Here is an 18,568-nt window from a genome sequence, read left to right as displayed (position 1 = left end):
ACCCCGAGCCATGCTCAATACGCTGCGCAAGATCGTCCAGGAAGTTAACTCCGCCAAGGATCTCAAGGCGGCGTTGGGGATTATTGTGTTGCGCGTCAAAGAGGCCATGGGCAGCCAGGTCTGCTCGGTCTACCTGCTTGATCCCGAGACCAACCGCTTCGTCCTGATGGCCACCGAGGGCTTGAACAAGCGCTCGATCGGCAAGGTCAGCATGGCACCCAACGAAGGTCTGGTGGGTCTGGTCGGCACGCGTGAAGAACCCCTGAACCTCGAAAACGCCGCGGATCACCCGCGCTACCGCTACTTCGCCGAAACCGGCGAGGAGCGCTACGCCTCGTTCCTCGGGGCGCCGATCATTCACCACCGCCGCGTCGTCGGCGTGTTGGTCATCCAGCAGAAAGAACGCCGCCAGTTCGATGAAGGTGAAGAAGCCTTCCTCGTGACCATGAGCGCGCAGCTCGCCGGCGTAATCGCCCACGCCGAGGCCACCGGGTCGATCCGTGGCCTGGGCCGTCAGGGCAAGGGCATTCAGGAAGCCAAGTTCGTCGGCGTACCGGGTTCGCCGGGTGCCGCCGTCGGTACCGCGGTGGTCATGCTGCCGCCGGCGGATCTGGACGTGGTGCCGGACAAGCACATCACTGACATCGACGCCGAACTGGCGCTGTTCAAGACCGCCATCGAAGGCGTGCGCGCCGACATGCGAGCGTTGTCCGCCAAGCTCGCGACCCAGCTGCGCCCGGAAGAGCGTGCGCTGTTCGACGTCTACCTGATGATGCTTGACGATGCCTCGCTGGGCAGCGAAATCACCACCGTGATCAAGACCGGCCAGTGGGCCCAGGGCGCGCTGCGTCAGGTGGTCACTGAGCACGTCAACCGTTTCGAACTGATGGACGACGCCTACCTGCGTGAACGTGCCTCGGACGTCAAAGACCTCGGCCGGCGCCTGCTGGCCTATTTGCAGGAAGAGCGTCAGCAGAATCTGGTCTACCCGGAAAAAACCATTCTGGTCAGCGAAGAACTGACGCCGGCGATGCTCGGCGAGGTGCCGGAAGGCACATTGGTCGGTCTGGTGTCGGTCCTCGGTTCGGGTAACTCGCACGTCGCGATCCTGGCCCGGGCCATGGGCATTCCGACGGTGATGGGCCTGGTTGACTTGCCGTACGCCAAGGTTGACGGCATCGAGGTGATCGTCGATGGCACCCGCGGCGAGGTCTACACCAACCCCAGCGATGTGCTGCGCAAGCAGTTCGCCGAGGTGGTCGAAGAAGAGAAACAGCTGGCGCTGGGCCTCGACACCCTGCGTGATCTGCCGTGCGTGACCCTCGATGGCCATCGCATGCCGTTGTGGGTCAACACCGGTCTGCTGGCCGATGTGGCGCGGGCGCAGAAGCGCGGCGCCGAGGGAGTCGGTCTGTACCGCACCGAAGTGCCGTTCATGATCAACCAGCGTTTCCCGAGCGAAAAGGAACAACTGGCGATCTACCGCGAGCAACTCGCCGCGTTCCACCCGCAACCGGTAACCATGCGCAGCCTGGACATCGGCGGCGACAAGTCGCTGTCGTACTTCCCGATCAAGGAAGACAACCCGTTCCTCGGCTGGCGCGGGATTCGCGTGACCCTCGACCACCCGGAAATCTTCCTGGTGCAGACCCGCGCGATGCTCAAGGCCAGCGAAGGCCTGAACAACCTGCGGATCCTGCTGCCGATGATCTCCGGCACCCACGAACTCGAAGAAGCCCTGCACCTGATCCACCGGGCCTGGGGCGAAGTGCGTGACGAAGGCACCGACGTGCCGATGCCGCCAATCGGGGTGATGATTGAAATTCCGGCTGCGGTGTACCAGACCAAGGAACTGGCGCGGCAGGTGGACTTCCTGTCGGTCGGCTCCAACGACCTGACCCAGTACCTGCTAGCCGTCGACCGCAACAACCCGCGAGTGGCCGACCTCTACGACTACCTGCACCCGGCGGTGCTGCAAGCCCTGCAAACCGTGGTCCGCGACGCGCATGCCGAAGGCAAACCGGTGAGTATCTGCGGCGAAATGGCCGGTGATCCGGCAGCGGCGGTGCTGTTGATGGCGATGGGCTTCGACAGCTTGTCGATGAACGCCACCAACTTGCCGAAAGTGAAGTGGATGCTGCGCCAGATCAACCTGAGCAAGGCCAAGGATCTGCTGGCGGAGCTGATGAAGATCGATAACCCGCAAGTGATCCACAGCTCGCTGCAACTGGCGCTGAAGAATCTCGGGTTGTCGAAGATGAATCCGCCGGCGGTCAACAAGGCCCTCTGAAAGGCTGATGGCCCCTTCGCGAGCAAGCCCGCTCCCACAGGGATTTGTGTCGATCACAGAACCAATGTGGGAGCGGGCTTGCTCGCGAAGGCGTCAGTCCCGCTACCGCTAAACCTGAACCTCCACCTCACCCAAATGCCCGCCATACGGCCCGAAACTGCGCTCGACCATCCGCCGCGTGCCGTCCGCCTGCACGATCAACGCCGTACTCGCCCGTGTCCCGTAACTTTGACTGGCAATAAACACACTCGACAGTAACGATTCAGTCGCCAGTCCGACCCCGGTGTCCGGCAATTCATTAAACGGCGCGGTCTGCGCATCGCTCAGTAACCCCAGCAGTCGCGCAGGCTGCGGATCATCCAGCACCGCACTCAGTGCAGCCTTGGCCTTGAGCAACTTCGGCCACGGTGTATCCAGCCCGGCATTGGATAGCCCGTAAACCCCGGGTTCGAGCATCACCGGCTCAGACGTCAGCGCATTGAAGTGCCACAGCTCATGGGTATTACCCAGCAGCAGATTGAACCCGGCGTACTCCGGCGAGCGCGCGACCACATCGCTTAAATAATCATCAATCGACGCATCGCCCGTGAGAAACCGCGCCACCAGCTCGCCCCTTGATTTACGCGCCGGAGGCTGGTGTGGATCGCGGATATTGGTCAGTGCGGCGAAGCGTCCGTTGGCACCAATCCCCAGCCACGTGCCGCCCGCCTCAAGATCGCGCCCGGCATGCACGTGCGGTGCGTCGGCCCATGGCGCCAGCGGCAGGCTCGGGCGGGCGTAGAACTCGTCACGGTTGGCCGCGACGATCAGCGGCTGGGCATGGCCCGGGCGCCAGGCGAAAACGATCAGGCACATAAGGTGGTCCTTGTGCGTTTTCTGCTCACTCTACGCAGTCGGCGTCCGTGCATCCATCGTCAGTGGAGCCAAAGGGCATGCATCCGTTACCATGCCGCTCCGGTTTTGGGGATGCGTCTGGGAGACGGTCATGGAATTTCTGCTCTATCTGGCGTTGGGCGCCTGTGCGGGCGTGCTGGCCGGGCTGTTCGGGGTGGGCGGCGGGATCATTATTGTCCCGGTGCTGGTGTTCAGTTTTACCTTGCAGGGATTCGATCAGTCGATCCTCACGCATCTGGCGGTAGGGACATCGCTGGCGACCATCATCTTCACTTCGGTCAACGCCGTGCGTGAACACCATCGACGTGGTGCGGTGCGCTGGCCGATCTTCATGTGGATGACCGTGGGTATTCTGCTCGGCGCCGGTTTTGGGGCGCTGACGGCCGAGGCGATTTCCGGGCCGAACCTGCAGAAGATCATCGGCGTGTTCGCCTTGGTGATTGCCGTGCAACTGGCGCTGGAGGTCAAACCCAAGGCCAGTCGAACGGTGCCGGGCAAACTCGGTCTGACCGTGGCCGGCAGTGTGATCGGCTGGGCCTCGGCGATTTTCGGAATCGGCGGCGGTTCGCTGACCGTGCCGTTCCTGACCTGGCGCAGCGTGCCGATGCAGCAGGCGGTGGCAACGTCGTCGGCCTGCGGTTTGCCGATCGCCGTGGCGAGTGCATTAAGTTTCATGATTCTGGGCTGGCATGATCCGCTGTTGCCGCCGCATAGTCTCGGTTTTGTCTATTTGCCGGCGCTGCTGGGCATTGCCCTGACCAGCATGGTGTTCGCCCGTCTCGGCGCGCGCCTGGCACACAGATTGTCGCCGCGCTTGCTGAAACGGCTGTTCGCCGCTTTGCTGTTCTGCGTGGGCCTGAATTTCCTGCTCTGACCCACTGGGTCAGAACGGGCCGCAATCCTGGCTTAATCCTGAGGTGGCAGCGTCGCCCGGGAATTTTGGTTTCAACTCTAACGAGGAGTCGCAATGCTGCCTTACCCGCAGATCGACCCGGTGGCCCTGGCCATCGGTCCGCTGAAAATCCACTGGTACGGCCTGATGTACCTCGTCGGCATCGGCGGCGCATGGCTGCTGGCGTCGAGCCGGCTCAACCGTTTCGACCCGACCTGGACCAAGGAGAAGCTCTCCGATCTGGTGTTCTGGCTGTCGATGGGGGTGATTGTCGGTGGACGTCTGGGTTACGTGCTGTTCTATGATCTGAGCGCCTACATCGCCAACCCGACGCTGATTTTCGAAGTGTGGAAGGGCGGCATGTCGTTCCATGGCGGATTCATCGGGGTGATGCTCGCCGCGCTGTGGTTCGGCAAGCGTAACGGCAAGACCTTCTTCCAACTGATGGACTTTGTTGCGCCGATGGTGCCGATCGGTCTGGGTGCCGGGCGTATCGGCAACTTCATCAACGCCGAGCTGTGGGGCAAGCCGACCGACGTGCCGTGGGCGATGATCTTCCCGCCGTTCAGCGATCCGGCGCAGCTGCCGCGTCACCCGTCGCAGCTGTATCAGTTCGCGCTTGAAGGCGTCGCGCTGTTCCTGATCCTGTGGCTGTTCTCGCGCAAGCCGCGTCCGACCATGGCGGTATCGGGCATGTTCGCGCTTTTTTACGGCATTTTCCGTTTCATCGTCGAGTTCGTCCGCGTACCGGATGCGCAACTGGGCTACCTGGCCTGGAACTGGCTGACCATGGGCCAAGTGCTGTGCGTACCGATGATCGTCGGCGGGCTGTTCCTGATCTGGCTGGCCTATCGTCGTGCGCCGGCAGCGCCGCTCGCGCCGACCGCTTAAACTACGAACCCCGGCGCGCGACGCCGGGGCTCAAAGGACACAGGTAACTCATGAAGCAATATCTCGAACTGGTCTCGCACGTCATCCAGAACGGCACCAAACAGGCCAACCGCACCGGCATCAACACCATCAGCTTCCCGGGTGCGATGCTGCGTTTCGATCTGCAGGAAGGCTTTCCGGCGATCACCACCCGCAAGATGGCCTTCAAATCGGCCATCGGCGAGATGTGCGGTTTTCTGCGTGGCGTTAACAACGCCGCTGAATTCCGTGCGCTGGGCTGCAAGGTCTGGGACCAGAACGCCAACGAAAATGCGCAATGGCTGGCCAACCCGTTCCGTCAGGGCGAAGACGACCTCGGTGAAATTTACGGCGTGCAATGGCGCAAATGGCCGGCGTACAAGCAGATCCCGCTGAGCAACACCGCCGCCATCGAACAGACCCTGAGCAACGGCTACAAGCAGATCGCCCAAGGCGAAGAAGACGGCCAGGCTTACGTGGTGCTGTACAAAGCCATCGATCAGGTGCGCCAGTGCGTCGACACGATCATCAAGGACCCGGGCAGCCGCCGCATCCTGTTCCACGGCTGGAACGTCGCCCAGCTCGATGAAATGGCTCTGCCGCCATGCCATCTGCTGTACCAGTTCCACCCGAACGTCGAGACCAAAGAGATCTCCCTGACCCTGTACATCCGCTCCAACGACCTGGGCCTGGGCACGCCGTTCAACCTCACCGAGGGCGCCGCCCTGCTAAGCCTGATCGGGCGCCTGACCGGTTACACGCCGCGCTGGTTCACCTATTTCATCGGTGATGCGCATGTCTACGAGAACCACCTGGACATGCTCAACGAACAGCTCAAACGCGAGCCGTTCGCCATGCCGAAACTGAAAATCTCCGACCGCGTGCCGGAGTTTGCCAAGACCGGTGTGTACCAGCCGGAGTGGCTGGAGCTGGTGGAGCCGAGTGATTTCTCGCTGGAAGGTTATGAGCACCACGCGCCGATGACCGCGCCGATGGCGGTCTAAGCCGTTGCACAAAACCCCTGTGGGAGCGAGCCTGCTCGCGAAGAGGGCGTGTCAGTCATAGAGATGTCGACTGATACACCGCCTTCGCGAGCAAGCCCGCTCCCACATTGGGTTCTGTGTAAGGCTCAGTGGCCGTGGCTGCGGCCTACGTGGGAGTGCTCGACCTCCGTCGCCACAACCCCGCCACTCACCTCCAGCCGCTGCAAGATCCCGCACTGATCCGCCCCCGGCCCTTCGCCACAGCGTTGGCGCAGGTCGAGCAGTTGTGTCTGCAACGCCAGCAACCCGTCAATCCGCGCTTTCACATGCTGGATGTGCTCGTCGATCAGCGTATTGACGCTTTCACACTGATCCTGCGGGCTGTCGCGCATCGCCAGCAGGCTGCGGATTTCTTCGAGGGTCATGTCGAGGGTGCGGCAGTTGCGGATGAAGGTCAGGCGTTCGGCATGCGCCTGGGTGTAGACGCGGTAGTTGCCGTCGCTGCGCGCCGGTTCCGGCAGCAGGTTTTCGCGCTCGTAATAGCGGATGGTTTCCACGGCGCAGTCGGTGAGTTTGGCCAGTTCTCCGATCTTCATGACGGCAATCTCCAAAAGGGTGCTTGACCCTATAGTGGCTACAGGGTCTTTACTTGGCAACAGGCACCTTCATGGACGCGACCAATGAGCGACTCCCAGCACACCCACAAGCCCGACGACGGGCACGATCATAGCCACAGCCATAAATTGCAGCCTGTGCATAAGCACGAACATGGCGGCGATTCCTGCTGCGGGTCGAAAGCCGCAGCACCGGCACCGGTTCATTCGCACGAAGATTCTTGCTGCTCCTCGACAGTCGCCGCGCCTGCGTTGGTGCAACTGAGCGAAAAGACCAGCGCTGACGCCCGCCTGAGCAGTTTCCGCATCGAAGCGATGGACTGCCCGACCGAGCAGACGCTGATCCAGAACAAACTCGGCAAGCTGGCCGGTGTGCAGCAGCTGGAGTTCAACCTGATCAACCGCGTGCTCGGCGTGACCCACAATCTGCGCGACACCGCGCCGATCACCGAGGCGATCACCTCGCTGGGCATGCACGCCGAGCCATTGGAGGCGGGCGTCGAAGCCCCGACCCCGGCACCGGTGAAAAAACACTGGTGGCCCCTGGCGCTGTCCGGTGTCGGCGCGCTGGCGGCCGAAGTGATCCATTTCACCAACGCTGCGCCAACCTGGGTGGTGGCGATCATTGCGCTGCTCTCGATCCTCAGCGGCGGCCTGACCACCTATAAAAAGGGCTGGATCGCCCTGAAAAACCGCAACCTCAACATCAACGCGCTGATGAGCATCGCGGTGACCGGCGCAATCCTCATCGGTCAGTGGCCGGAAGCGGCGATGGTGATGTTCCTGTTCACCGTGGCCGAGTTGATCGAGGCGCGCTCGCTGGATCGTGCGCGCAATGCCATCAGCGGCCTGATGCAGATGACCCCGGAACAGGCCACGGTGCAGCAAGCCGACGGCAACTGGATCGAACAAGAGGTTAAAAGCGTCGAACTCGGCGCCCGTGTGCGGGTAAAACCCGGCGAGCGCATCGCGCTGGACGGTGAAGTGGTCAGCGGCAGTTCGACCATCGATCAGGCGCCGATCACCGGCGAAAGCCTGCCGGTGGAGAAAACCGTGGGCGACAAAGTCTTCGCCGGCACCATCAACCAGGCCGGTTCGCTGGAATACTTGGTGACTGCGGCGGCGAACAACTCGACCCTGGCGCGGATCATCCACGCCGTCGAGCAGGCTCAGGGTGCGCGGGCGCCGACGCAGCGCTTCGTCGATCAGTTCTCGAAAATCTACACCCCGGTGGTGTTCGTGCTGGCGCTGGCGGTGGCGATCATTCCGCCGCTGTTTATGGGCGCGTTGTGGTTCGATTGGATCTACCGTGCGCTGGTGTTGCTGGTGGTGGCGTGTCCTTGTGCGCTGGTGATCTCCACCCCGGTGACCATCGTCAGCGGCCTCGCGGCAGCGGCGCGCAAAGGCATTCTGGTCAAGGGTGGCGTGTACCTGGAGGGCGGCTTCAAGCTCGACTATCTGGCGCTGGATAAGACCGGCACCATCACTCACGGCAAACCGGTGCAGACCGATTACCTGTCGCTCGACCCGACCGCCGACGCCAGCGCTCCGGCAATCGCCGCCGCACTGGCGGGGCGCTCCGATCACCCGGTGTCGCTGGCCATCGCCAATGCGGCTGTGGATAAAAACCTCGCCGTGCTGACTGTGGATAACTTCGAAGCGCTGGCCGGTCGTGGCGTGAAGGGACAGGTCAACGGCCAGACCTATCACTTGGGCAACCATCGTCTGGTCGAGGAGCTGGGCCTGTGCTCGCCGCAACTGGAAGAGAAGCTGTTTGCGCTGGAGAAACAGGGCAAATCCGTGGTGTTGCTGCTCGACAGTTCTGGTCCGCTGGCGCTGTTCGCCGTGGCCGACACGGTCAAGGAATCCAGCCGCGAAGCGATCCGCCAATTGCACGCGCTGGGCGTGAAAACCATGATGCTCACCGGTGACAACGTGCACACCGCGCAGGCGATTGCCGCGCAGGTCGGCATCGATCAGGCCAAGGGCGACTTGCTGCCAACCGACAAGCTGCAAGCCATCGAAGCGCTTTATGCACAGGGTCATCGGGTGGGCATGGTTGGCGACGGCATCAACGACGCCCCGGCACTGGCCCGCGCCGAGATCGGTTTCGCCATGGCGGCCGCCGGCACCGACACCGCGATTGAAACCGCCGATGTCGCCCTGATGGACGACGATCTGCGCAAAATTCCCGCGTTCATCAGCCTGTCGCGTGACACCGCGAGCATCCTGAAACAGAACATCGCCTTGGCACTGGTGATCAAGGCTATCTTTCTTGGGGTAACCTTCGCCGGACTCGCCACCATGTGGATGGCGGTGTTCGCCGACATGGGCGTGAGCCTGCTGGTGGTGTTCAACGGTTTGCGCCTGCTGCGCAAATAAACGATGAGGGATGGTTGTGCTGAGTGCCGAGCTGAAAGCGTTTTATATGGTCGCCCGCCTGGGCAGCATTACGCTGGCGGCGAAAAAGCTCGGCCTCAGCCAACCCACCGTGACCACGCAGATCCGTAATCTGGAAAGCCAGTATTCGGTGGAGTTGTTCTACCGTGGCGGCCGGCGCCTGAGCGTCAGCGACGAAGGCGCGCGGTTGCTGCCGATGGTCAAGGCGCTCTTGCAGCAAGAGGCGGACATCGAGTTCTTCCTGCGCAACAGCGGCCAGGTGCAGGGCACGTTGCGCATCGCCGCCACTGCCCCGTATTACATCCTCGATCTGGTGAAAACCTTCCGCGAGCGCCTGCCGCAGGTGGAAGTGTCGGTGGAAATCGGCAACTCGCAGCAGGTGCTGGAAGCGTTGGAGGATTACCGGGTCGATGTCGCGGCGTCGTCGCAGTTGCTTGAGGATGCGCGGCTGATTCGCCGGGTGCTGGGCAGCGATCCGCTGGTGCTGGCGGTGCATCGCAACCATCCGCTGGCGGCGCAGGAGCATGTGGCGTTGAGTGCGCTGGCCGGGCATACGTTGTTGATGCGCGAGTCGGGTTCGACCACCCGCCGTTTGACCGAGGAGTTGCTGGAAAGCGCCGGGGTCAGTTTCGGCCCGTTGCTGGAGATCGGCAGCCGTGAGTCGATCCGCGAGGCGGTGTTGCGCAACATCGGCATCAGCATCATTGCCCGCCAGGAAGTCCCGCACGATCCGCAATTGCGGGTGCTGACCATCGAGAATGCGCCGCAGATTCCCGAGTATCTGTATTGCCTCAAGGAGCGCAAGGGTGCGCGGTTGCCGGCGGCGTTCCTCGGACTGGCGCAGGAAATGTCCCCGGCCTGAGATCTCCATCTATCTTGTTGGCCTCTTCGCGAGCAGGCAATACAGAATCTGAACCCAAATCCCCGAATACCACTATCAGCCGTTTTTGCCCTACTGCCACATGACGGACGCATTACAACTCTAGGATTGGCCCCATCAGCTTGATGAGGTCTGTCCATGAATCCTGCAATCGCAACTGCCCTGACCAACCCCGGTGCGCCGATGAAAGTGCGCGGCGTGCAGAAGCGCTTCGGCGCGTTCACCGCACTGGATAACGTCTCCCTCGATGTCGCGGCCGGTGAGCTGGTGTGCCTGCTCGGCCCCTCGGGCTGCGGCAAGACCACGCTGCTGCGCTGCATCGCCGGGCTGGAGAAGCAGGACAGCGGCGAGTTGTACCTCGGCGATCGCGATGTCTCGCACCTCGCGCCGCAGGCCCGGGATTACGGCATTCTGTTCCAGTCCTACGCGCTGTTCCCCAATCTGACCGTCGAAGCGAACATTGCCTACGGCCTCGCCGGCAGCGGTCGCGACGAAGTACGCCGTCGTGTCGGGCAGATGCTGGAACTGGTCGGCCTCACCGGCAGTGAGAAAAAGTACCCGGGTCAATTGTCCGGCGGCCAGCAACAGCGGGTTGCCCTGGCTCGCGCCCTGGCCCCGGCGCCGTCGCTGCTGTTGCTTGATGAACCGATGTCGGCGCTGGACGCCCGGGTACGTGAGCATCTGTGCACCGAACTGCGCCAACTGCAGCGCAACCTCGGCATCACCACCCTGATGGTCACGCACAATCAGGACGAAGCCATGCTGATGGCCGACCGCATCGCCGTGATAAACAACGGCCGCGTCGAGCAGTACGCCACCCCGCAGGAAATCTACAACCGCCCGGCCACGCCGTTCGTGGCCGAGTTCGTCGGGCAGGGCAACTGGCTGCCGTTCCAGCGCAGCAGCGCCAGTCACGCCCGGGTTGGCGGGATGGATGTGCGTCTGGCGGATGGCAGTGTGAGCGGTGCTTCGGGCCGACTGTTCTGTCGCCCGGAAGCAATCAACGTCAATCCGCTGGTGCACGAAGAAAACCTGTTCCCGGCCAAGGTGCGCGAGATCACTTTCCTCGGCAACCGCTGCCGCATGAGCTTCGAACTCGACCAATTGCCGGGCCACGCGCTGCTCGCCGAACTGGCGCCGGAAGCCATGCCACGCCTCGGCGCCCAGCAGATCATGGTCGCCTTGCCACCGCGCAGCCTGCAGGTGTTTGCCTGATGAGCGCGAACATCGCACTGCCGCTACCGCACAAGCAAGCGCGGCGAGTGTCCGGGGCCGAGGTCGGTGACCGGATCTTCGTCCTCGGCGGCAAACTCCTGCTGCTATTGCTACTCGGTGTCGCTGTGCTGCTGCCGTTGCTGGCGATCTTCTGGCGCGGCTTCAGCAGCGAGGCCGGGCAGGGCGGTGGCTGGCTCGCCGCCAAGGAGCTGGTGAGCAGCGCGAATTTCCACTGGCTGCTCGGCAACAGCCTGAAAGTTTCCCTCAGCGTCGCGGCCATCGTCGTACCGCTGGCCTACCTGTTTGCCTACGCCCTGCAACGCACACTGATTCCGGCCAAGGGCATTTGGCGCGGGATTTCCCTGCTGCCATTGATGGCGCCGTCGATGCTGCCGGGGATTGCACTGGTCTATCTGTTCGGTAACCAGGGCATGCTGCGTGGATTACTTTCGGACAACATCTACGGCTTCTGGGGCATTGTGCTGGGTGAGGTGATCTACACCTTTCCCCATGCGTTGATGATTTTGTTGTCGGCGCTGTCGCTGGCCGATGCGCGGCTGTTTGATGCGGCGTCGAGCATGGGCGCCAGTCCGGCGAAAGCCTTTCGCAGCATCACATGGCCGGCGACCCGGCAGGCAGTGTTCGCCGCGTTCTGTCTGGTGTTCACCCTGACCATCACCGATTTCGGCGTGCCAGTGGTGGTCGGTGGCGACTATCAAGTGCTGGCGCTGGAGGCTTACAAAGCCGTGGTTGGTCAGCAACAATTCGGTCGCGGTGCGCTGATCGGCATGGTGCTGTTGCTGCCGGCGCTGTTCAGCTTTGGCGTCGATGCCTGGCTGCGTCGTCGTCACGGCGACTCCATGAGCGGCCGCGCTCAAGTGTTCAAACCAGCGCCGTCGAAATTGCGCGATGCCTGCTATCTGGCGATTGTTTTGCTGATCAGCGCGGCGCTGCTGCTGGTGTTCGGCATGGCAGTGTTTTCGTCGCTGGTGAAGTTCTGGCCGTACAACCTGTCGCTGTCGCTCAATCACTATCAGTTCAACGAGACTGCCGGCGGTGGCTGGCTGGCCTACGGCAACAGCTTGAAGATGGCGCTGGGCACGGCGCTGATCGGCAGCGTGCTGATCTTCACTGGCGCTTACCTGATGGAGAAAACCCGCAGCCAACGCGGCCTCAACCTGACGTTGCGCATGCTCAGTTTCATCCCGATGGCAGTGCCGGGGCTGGTGCTCGGTCTGGGTTACGTCTTCTTCTTCAACCTCAGCGGCAACCCGCTGCACGTGCTGTACAGCACGATGACCCTGCTGATCGTCTGCACCATTGCTCACTATTTGACCACCGCACAAATGACCGCGACCACCGCGCTGCGCCAGCTCGACGCAGAGTTCGAGGCCGCCGCGCTGTCGCTCAAGGCCCCGCTGTACCGCCACTACCTGCGCGTCACCGTGCCGATCTGCCTGCCGGCGCTGCTGGACATCGTGCGCTACCTGTTCGTCTCGGCGATGACCACGGTGTCGGCGGCGATCTTCCTCTACAGCCCCGACACCATCCTCGCGGCGGTGGCGGTGCTGAACATGGACGACGCCGGCAACGTCGGCGGCGCGGCAGCGATGTCGACCCTGATTCTGTTCACCTCGGCGGGCGTGTCCTTGCTGCTGGCTTGGACTTCGCGCGGCTTGCTGCGCCGTTCCCAGGCCTGGCGGCAAACCGCGCCCGGTCACTGATTGACGACTTATCCCTACAGCCTCAACTCACCGACAGGAAAACGATCATGTTCAAGCCTATGGCTCTGGCCGCTGCTGTGCTCGCTACTTTCAGCCTGAATGCCTTCGCGGCAAAAACCGAGTTGACGGTGTATACCGCCCTCGAAGCCGAGCAACTGACCGCTTACAAAGCCGCGTTCGAGAAGGTCAACCCGGACGTCGAGATCAAGTGGGTGCGTGATTCCACCGGGATCATCACCGCCAAACTGCTGGCCGAAAAGGCCCGTCCACAGGCTGACGCGGTGTGGGGCCTGGCCGCTTCGAGCCTGGCGATCCTCGATCAGCAGGGCATGCTGCAAAGCTACGCACCGAAGGATCTGGGCAAGATCGGCGCGAACTACCGCGATGCTGCCAACCCGCCAGCCTGGGTCGGCATGGACGTGTGGGCCGCGACCATTTGCTTCAACACCGTCGAAGCCGAGAAGCAGGGCCTGAGCAAACCCGTGAGCTGGCAGGATCTGACCAAGCCTGAGTACAAGGGCAAGATCGTCATGCCGAACCCGGCGTCGTCCGGCACCGGTTTCCTCGACGTCAGCGCCTGGCTGCAAACCTTCGGCGAGAAGCAGGGTTGGGCCTACATGGACGGTCTGCACCAGAACATCGGCCAGTACGTTCACTCCGGTTCCAAGCCTTGCAAACTGGCTGCTGCGGGCGAATTCCCGATCGGCATTTCCTTCGAATACCCGGCCGTACAGCTGAAACGCCAGGGCGCGCCGCTGGACATCATCCTGCCGAAAGAAGGCCTGGGCTGGGAGATCGAGGCGACTGCCGTGATCAAAGGCACCCCGCATGAAGACGCGGCGAAAAAACTCGCGGACTTCTCCGCCAGCGCCGAGGCAATGGATCTGTACAAGGAGAACTTTGCGGTTCTTGCGCAGCCGGGTATCGCCAAACCACAGACCGAACTGCCGGCCGACTACGAGCAGCGCCTGATCAAGAATGACTTTGCCTGGGCCTCGAAGAACCGCGACGAGATCCTGACCGAATGGCGCAAGCGCTATGACGGCAAGTCCGAGAAAGTTGTCGCCAAGTAAGATCTTTATCGACTGACAGGGCCTCTTCGCGAGCAAGCCCGCTCCCACATTCGACCGAGTTCCACCGGAAGGAATGCGATCAAACTGTGGGAGCGGGCTTGCTCGCGAAGGCGGTCTCCCATTCAGGGAAAATCTCCATGACTCAACACAAAGACCTGCTGATCGTCGGCGCCGGCATCCTCGGCCTGTCCCACGCCTATGCCGCCGCCAAACGCGGCCTCAAGGTCAGCGTTTTCGAACGCACCGCCACGCCCCTCGGCGCTTCGGTGCGCAACTTTGGTCAGGCGCTGGTCACCGGTCAGCCACCGGGGCCGATGCTTGAACTGGCCATGGCCAGCCGCGAGATCTGGGGTGACTGGGCGCAACTCGCCGGTCTGCAGATCAAGCGAAACGGCTCGTACCTGTTCGCCCGCAGCGAAGCCGAAGAGCAATTGCTCGAGGCCTTCTGCAACGGCCGCGCCGTAGAGCACGGTTACAACGTCGCCTTGCTGCGTGGCGCTGCCCTGCGTGATCTGTACCACGGTCAGTTCAGTCATCACCGCGCGGCGTTGCACGGCCTGGACGATCAACAGCTGTACTCGCGTGAAGCGATTCCGGCGTTGATCGACTATCTGCGCCGCGACCTCGGCGTCGAGTTTCACTTCTCGAAGCTGGTACGCGATGTCGAGCCGGGGTACCTGCACAGCACCGCCGGCAGCTTCACGGCGAAGCAGATCATCGTCTGCTCCGGCCACGATTATCAGACCCTGCTGGCCGAACCGATTGCCGCGCTCGATCCGCAGATCTGCCGCCTGCAAATGCTCCGCGCCAAACCGCAGATCGAGCTGAATCTGCAACACGCCTTGCTCACCGGTTTGAGCTGCGTGCACTACGGCGCCTTCGCCGATTTGCCAGAAGCGGCGGCGGTGCAGGCGCAGATCCTGCGCGAACAACCGCACCTGCACGACAACGGCATTCACCTGCTGATCAGTCCGACGCCGTATGGCGAGCTGATCATCGGCGACTCGCACCATTACGGCAGCGATCCGTCGCCGTTCAACGCCGAGCAAGTGGACAACTGGATGCTCGAACTAGCCGAGCACACGCTGGGCTGCAAGGTGCAAGTGGTCGAGCGCTGGCAGGGCGTCTACGGTGCCCGTGGGCCGGGGCCATTTTCGTTGCTGCGCCCGGCCCCCGGGCTGAGTGTGGCGTTGATGCACACCGGCGTCGGCATGAGCGTCGGCCCGGCACTGGCCGAGCGCAATGTCGCGCAGTGGCTGGAGGAAATGTGATGGCGGGGCATGCGCAAGTCGTTGACCGGGTGTTTGCGCTGTATGAACGCTTTGGTGCTAGTGATTACATCGGCGAGCCGGTGTCGCAGATCGAGCACATGTCCCAAGCTGCTGAACTGGCGATCGCCGAAGGCTTTGATGATGAAGTGGTGCTCGCCGCGTTCTTCCACGACATCGGTCATTTGTGTGCCGACGGCGCCGAAAACATGGGCGGTTATGGCGTGGTCAGCCATGAGCGGCTGGGGGCGAATTATTTGCGTGAGGCGGGATTCAGTGAGCGCCTGGCGCGGCTGGTGGAATATCACGTGCAGGCCAAACGTTATCTGACGCTGCGTGAGCCGGGGTATTTCGAGCGCTTGAGTGAAGCGAGTCGCCGCACGCTGGAGTATCAGGGCGGGGTGATGAGCGAGGCTGAGGCGGATGTGTTTGAGCGGGATCCGTTGTGTGCCCTCAGCTTGCGCATGCGCCAGTGGGACGAGCTGGCCAAGGAGAGGGCGGTGCCGGTGATTGACCTTCAGGTGTTGAAGGAGAAAGCGGCGCGGCTGCTGGCTGCGTAATCCATGTCACCGAGTCGCGCCATTCGCGAGCAGGCTCGCTCCCACAGGGTTTTGTGTTCTGACCACGATCCAATGTGGGAGCGAGCCTGCTCGCGAAGGGGCCAGATCAGGCGCTACAAATCTGCAGCCAGAAACTCAATCTGCTCCTGCCGCTCCGCCTGATTCAACTTCGCATGCGGATTGAGCGAAGACCACTGCGGATGCGCCCGCGCCTTGCTCAGCGCATCCGGCAACTTGCCTTCGCGCCAGGTCTTGTCCTGCGGGGTGGCGACCTGAACCGCCTCCATCGCCGCATGCCCGCGCTGATCTAGCGCCAGCAACAGTTGGCGCTGACGCAACGCCAGCAGCCGCAACACCCCGTCATCCACGGTCAACTCCCGCTGGCCCCTGATCTTGCCGAGCAGGCGGCTGCCATAACTGCGCGCGGTTTGCAGTGCACCACCGGCAATCGCACCGGCCAATGCCGCCGCACCGAGGGTAATGCCGCCGACCAGCAGATCCACGCCAGCCCCGGCAGCGGCACCGGCCGCAATCCCGCCGCCCACCCGCACGCCGAGTTGCTTCAGGGTTTCCGGGTTGAACAGATCATCGCCCCAACGCCCATCCAGCAGCGGCAAGTCACTGGCCGCCGCGTCCTGCGGGCGAAACGCATAGAGCTTGAGCAACGCTTCGACGCATTTCTGTTCACGCTGGCGCACGGCTTTGCGCAGTTCGCTGATCGCTTGCTGCTCCTGCTCGGCCTCGCTGACCACACTGCGCCGGCACGCTGCACAATCGATCAGCAGCTCAGCGATCAAGCGCGCCGCACTTTGCTGGCGGGCGAGGCGCTGGGCCTGTTGATCGGCGATCAAGCGCTCCAGTTGCGGACGGGCGTTTTCCAGCAACAGCGCAAGGCTTTCGTACAGGCGCCGCTCGCCATCTTCCGGCGGCGCAACGCTGTCGAACCGCACCAACGCATGCAGGCCGAGCCGCGCCAACGCTTCGCGCCAGTCCGGCTCGCGATGGTTGGCGCTGCTGACGAAATTCAGCACCGGCAACAGCGGCTTGCCGCAACTGGCCAGCACTTCGAGTTCGTCACGATACTTGGCCAGCACCGGTTCGCGGGCGTCGATTACATACAGACCGGCGTCCGACGCGAGTAGCTGTCGCAGGACTTTCGCCTCCTGTTCGAAACGCTGACGTGCTTCGCTGCCGTCGAGAAACCGCGCCAGTCGCGCCGGGCCGTCGAGACGTTCGCCGGGGCGCTCCATACGCTCAAGGAAATCCAGCAGGGCGATGGCGTCTTCCAGCCCCGGCGTGTCGTAGAGATCGAGCAGCGGCTCACCGTCCACCGACAACCGCGCACCCTCGACATGTCGAGTGGTGCTCGGCCGGTGCGAGACTTCGCCGAAGCCGACGTCGCGGGTCAGGGTGCGTAGCAGCGAAGTCTTGCCGACGTTGGTGTGGCCGACCACCGCGAGTTTCAGCGGCGCTTTCCGGGCATCAGTCATGACCGCTCTCCAGCCAGTTCATCGGCGCGCAATCGGCGAACGGCAACTCCAGTTGTTGCAGCGCAACGTGCCAGTCGCCGAGACGGGCACTGTCCAGCGCTTCGCCGGGCGGTGCTTGCAGCAGCCAGACCCGGGTGGCGTTGGCGTTGCGCGCCAGTTCGGCGATCAGCGCGAGGCTGCCGCGATCCGGCGAGCGCCGAGGATCGCAGGCGATCAGCAGGCGCGCCGGAGGGAAACGGCTGAGCTGTTCGAGCAGTTTGTGCCGTGATTCGCGGCTGTCGAGGATGCCGGCGTTGCTCACGGTTTTCGGCAGGGCTGGTGGCCATGGGCGCTGATCGTCGAGTTCGATGGCCACCAGCAAAGCGCCGTCGCTGGCGTGTTCGCTGACGCTGCTTTCGACCCGATGCAACTGCGCAGGCGCGGCGTCGTTGATGCCGAGGCGTTCGCTGGTCGGCATCAGCCGTTCACGCAACTGGGCGTAACCGGGCAGGTTCAGGTCCAGGGTCAGCGCGGCTTTGCCGCGACTCCAGCGCCAGAAACACAACAGCGCCAGCAGCAGGCGCGGCAGCACGCCGTAGACCACCAGCACGCCGACCAGCCAGGTTGCCCAGGCCTGGCGCGCACTTTCGATATCCAGCGCTGCACCGCCGCTGGCGCGGATCATCTCTACAGTCGGCACGTTGAAGCCGAGCAGCGCCGGCAGCGCGCCGAGGGCTTGGGTCAGGTTGATAAAGGTGTCGGCGCCGAGAATGGTGGTTTCCCAGACGAAGCCGTAGCGCCGAGTCGCCATCAGTGTCAGCAGCAACAGCAGGGCGCTGAGCATCGCCAGCAACCACAGGCCGTTGACCAACGTGCCGAGCACCCAGCGATTGAGCTTTTTGCGTTGCAACATCAGCAGCAGGGCCGGCGCGAGTTGCGCAGCTTTGGCATCGCGGGCGAGTTTTTCACTGAGCCACAGCCACAAGCGCCCGAGGGTGGCGCCGTGTTCTCCGGCAAAGATCAGCCCCAGTGCCCAGCTCAGTAGCAGAATCAGGTTCAACCCGAGCAGGCTGCCCAAGGCCCAGAACACATTCACCGGTGACTGGCTCAGTGCGGCGAAGGCCAGACCGGCGCCGCTCAGCAGCGCGAAAATCACCAGCAGCACCAGCGCCAGACGCGCGCCTTGCAGCCAGTGCTGGAGTGCTGCGCTCAGCCCGTCGCGCTCGGCCAGCCACACGGCGCGGCGCTGAATACGGCCCGGCAGATCGCCGCCGGCCGCGCGGGCCAGACGATTGGCTTCCAGATCTTCCAGGGGGCCTGCGTGTTCTTCGCGCAGGCGGATGGTTTCAGTCAGCCAGAGGTTTTGCAGTGGAGTCAGTTCAGTCACGCGCCATTCC

Annotated in this window: 15 protein-coding genes; 11 read left to right on the top strand and 4 right to left on the bottom strand. The window is 63.1% G+C overall.

Going from position 1 to position 18,568, the window contains the following annotated elements; genetic code table 11:
- Window positions 1–10 precede the first annotated feature (10 nt).
- Entirely contained in the window at window positions 11–2,290 is a 2,280-nt protein-coding gene (ptsP, locus tag ACOYXG_RS25440) for a phosphoenolpyruvate--protein phosphotransferase (RefSeq protein WP_007965577.1), read from the top strand.
- A 108-nt stretch (window positions 2,291–2,398) separates the two neighbouring features.
- On the opposite strand, the gene ACOYXG_RS25435 is transcribed toward ptsP, so the two are convergent.
- The gene (locus ACOYXG_RS25435; RefSeq protein ID WP_414888752.1) at window positions 2,399–3,145 is read right to left on the bottom strand and encodes an NRDE family protein; all 747 of its coding nucleotides are present in this window, start codon (window positions 3,143–3,145) and stop codon (window positions 2,399–2,401) included.
- Window positions 3,146–3,275: 130 nt separating this feature from the next.
- Between ACOYXG_RS25435 and ACOYXG_RS25430 the strand changes: the two genes are divergently transcribed.
- From ACOYXG_RS25430 to ACOYXG_RS25420, 3 genes are all read left to right on the top strand, one after another.
- The gene (locus tag ACOYXG_RS25430; RefSeq protein WP_027610537.1) at window positions 3,276–4,058 is read left to right on the top strand and encodes a sulfite exporter TauE/SafE family protein; all 783 of its coding nucleotides are present in this window, start codon (window positions 3,276–3,278) and stop codon (window positions 4,056–4,058) included.
- 93 nt (window positions 4,059–4,151) lie between these two features.
- Entirely contained in the window at window positions 4,152–4,967 is an 816-nt protein-coding gene (gene lgt, locus ACOYXG_RS25425; RefSeq protein ID WP_007965581.1) for a prolipoprotein diacylglyceryl transferase, read from the top strand.
- 50 nt (window positions 4,968–5,017) lie between these two features.
- Window positions 5,018–5,989, top strand: a complete 972-nt coding sequence (locus ACOYXG_RS25420; protein ID WP_047596629.1) for a thymidylate synthase — start codon at window positions 5,018–5,020, stop codon at window positions 5,987–5,989.
- A gap of 125 nt (window positions 5,990–6,114) precedes the next feature.
- On the opposite strand, the gene cadR is transcribed toward ACOYXG_RS25420, so the two are convergent.
- Window positions 6,115–6,564, bottom strand: a complete 450-nt coding sequence (gene cadR / locus ACOYXG_RS25415) for a Cd(II)/Pb(II)-responsive transcriptional regulator (RefSeq protein ID WP_008088440.1) — start codon at window positions 6,562–6,564, stop codon at window positions 6,115–6,117.
- An 84-nt stretch (window positions 6,565–6,648) separates the two neighbouring features.
- On the opposite strand from cadR, the gene ACOYXG_RS25410 reads away from it, so the two are divergent.
- The 7 genes from ACOYXG_RS25410 (at window position 6,649) to ACOYXG_RS25380 (ending at window position 15,702) form a co-directional block, all read left to right on the top strand.
- Complete coding sequence (locus ACOYXG_RS25410; RefSeq protein WP_460354653.1) at window positions 6,649–8,964, top strand: heavy metal translocating P-type ATPase; 2,316 nt, start codon at window positions 6,649–6,651, stop codon at window positions 8,962–8,964.
- 16 nt (window positions 8,965–8,980) lie between these two features.
- Window positions 8,981–9,844 (top strand): LysR family transcriptional regulator, encoded by an 864-nt coding sequence (locus tag ACOYXG_RS25405; RefSeq protein WP_041072184.1) that lies wholly within the window; start codon window positions 8,981–8,983, stop codon window positions 9,842–9,844.
- Between the two features lie 156 nt (window positions 9,845–10,000).
- On the top strand, window positions 10,001–11,077 hold the full coding sequence (locus ACOYXG_RS25400) for a putative 2-aminoethylphosphonate ABC transporter ATP-binding protein (protein ID WP_460354650.1): 1,077 nt from the start codon (window positions 10,001–10,003) through the stop codon (window positions 11,075–11,077).
- Complete coding sequence (locus ACOYXG_RS25395; protein ID WP_460354648.1) at window positions 11,077–12,801, top strand: putative 2-aminoethylphosphonate ABC transporter permease subunit; 1,725 nt, start codon at window positions 11,077–11,079, stop codon at window positions 12,799–12,801. The genes ACOYXG_RS25400 and ACOYXG_RS25395 overlap by 1 nt, the downstream gene beginning before the upstream one ends.
- A 47-nt stretch (window positions 12,802–12,848) precedes the next feature.
- Window positions 12,849–13,874, top strand: a complete 1,026-nt coding sequence (locus ACOYXG_RS25390) for a putative 2-aminoethylphosphonate ABC transporter substrate-binding protein (protein ID WP_460354645.1) — start codon at window positions 12,849–12,851, stop codon at window positions 13,872–13,874.
- A gap of 137 nt (window positions 13,875–14,011) precedes the next feature.
- Window positions 14,012–15,145, top strand: a complete 1,134-nt coding sequence (locus ACOYXG_RS25385) for a TIGR03364 family FAD-dependent oxidoreductase (protein ID WP_460354642.1) — start codon at window positions 14,012–14,014, stop codon at window positions 15,143–15,145.
- Window positions 15,145–15,702, top strand: a complete 558-nt coding sequence (locus ACOYXG_RS25380; RefSeq protein WP_460354639.1) for a phosphonate degradation HD-domain oxygenase — start codon at window positions 15,145–15,147, stop codon at window positions 15,700–15,702. The genes ACOYXG_RS25385 and ACOYXG_RS25380 overlap by 1 nt, the downstream gene beginning before the upstream one ends.
- A gap of 113 nt (window positions 15,703–15,815) precedes the next feature.
- On the opposite strand, the gene ACOYXG_RS25375 is transcribed toward ACOYXG_RS25380, so the two are convergent.
- Both ACOYXG_RS25375 and ACOYXG_RS25370 read right to left on the bottom strand, forming a co-directional pair.
- Window positions 15,816–17,192, bottom strand: coding sequence for a GTPase/DUF3482 domain-containing protein (locus ACOYXG_RS25375; RefSeq protein ID WP_115988686.1), 1,377 nt, complete (start codon window positions 17,190–17,192; stop codon window positions 15,816–15,818).
- Window positions 17,185–18,558: a DUF2868 domain-containing protein gene (locus ACOYXG_RS25370; RefSeq protein WP_460354636.1), complete on the bottom strand. Its 1,374-nt coding sequence runs from the start codon at window positions 18,556–18,558 to the stop codon at window positions 17,185–17,187. The genes ACOYXG_RS25375 and ACOYXG_RS25370 overlap by 8 nt, the downstream gene beginning before the upstream one ends.
- Between the last annotated feature and the right edge of the window lie 10 nt (window positions 18,559–18,568).

It is taken from the genome of Pseudomonas sp. G3-39 (assembly GCF_054790485.1).
This window is presented reverse-complemented; position numbering and strand designations above follow the sequence as displayed.

Coding starts and splice junctions, on each gene's coding strand:
- ptsP (WP_007965577.1), top strand. CDS start 11: ATGCTCAATACGCTGCGCAAGATCGTCCAGGAAGTTAACTCCGCCAAG.
- ACOYXG_RS25435 (WP_414888752.1), bottom strand. CDS start 3,145: ATGTGCCTGATCGTTTTCGCCTGGCGCCCGGGCCATGCCCAGCCGCTG.
- ACOYXG_RS25430 (WP_027610537.1), top strand. CDS start 3,276: ATGGAATTTCTGCTCTATCTGGCGTTGGGCGCCTGTGCGGGCGTGCTG.
- lgt (WP_007965581.1), top strand. CDS start 4,152: ATGCTGCCTTACCCGCAGATCGACCCGGTGGCCCTGGCCATCGGTCCG.
- ACOYXG_RS25420 (WP_047596629.1), top strand. CDS start 5,018: ATGAAGCAATATCTCGAACTGGTCTCGCACGTCATCCAGAACGGCACC.
- cadR (WP_008088440.1), bottom strand. CDS start 6,564: ATGAAGATCGGAGAACTGGCCAAACTCACCGACTGCGCCGTGGAAACC.
- ACOYXG_RS25410 (WP_460354653.1), top strand. CDS start 6,649: ATGAGCGACTCCCAGCACACCCACAAGCCCGACGACGGGCACGATCAT.
- ACOYXG_RS25400 (WP_460354650.1), top strand. CDS start 10,001: ATGAATCCTGCAATCGCAACTGCCCTGACCAACCCCGGTGCGCCGATG.
- ACOYXG_RS25395 (WP_460354648.1), top strand. CDS start 11,077: ATGAGCGCGAACATCGCACTGCCGCTACCGCACAAGCAAGCGCGGCGA.
- ACOYXG_RS25390 (WP_460354645.1), top strand. CDS start 12,849: ATGTTCAAGCCTATGGCTCTGGCCGCTGCTGTGCTCGCTACTTTCAGC.
- ACOYXG_RS25385 (WP_460354642.1), top strand. CDS start 14,012: ATGACTCAACACAAAGACCTGCTGATCGTCGGCGCCGGCATCCTCGGC.
- ACOYXG_RS25380 (WP_460354639.1), top strand. CDS start 15,145: ATGGCGGGGCATGCGCAAGTCGTTGACCGGGTGTTTGCGCTGTATGAA.
- ACOYXG_RS25375 (WP_115988686.1), bottom strand. CDS start 17,192: ATGACTGATGCCCGGAAAGCGCCGCTGAAACTCGCGGTGGTCGGCCAC.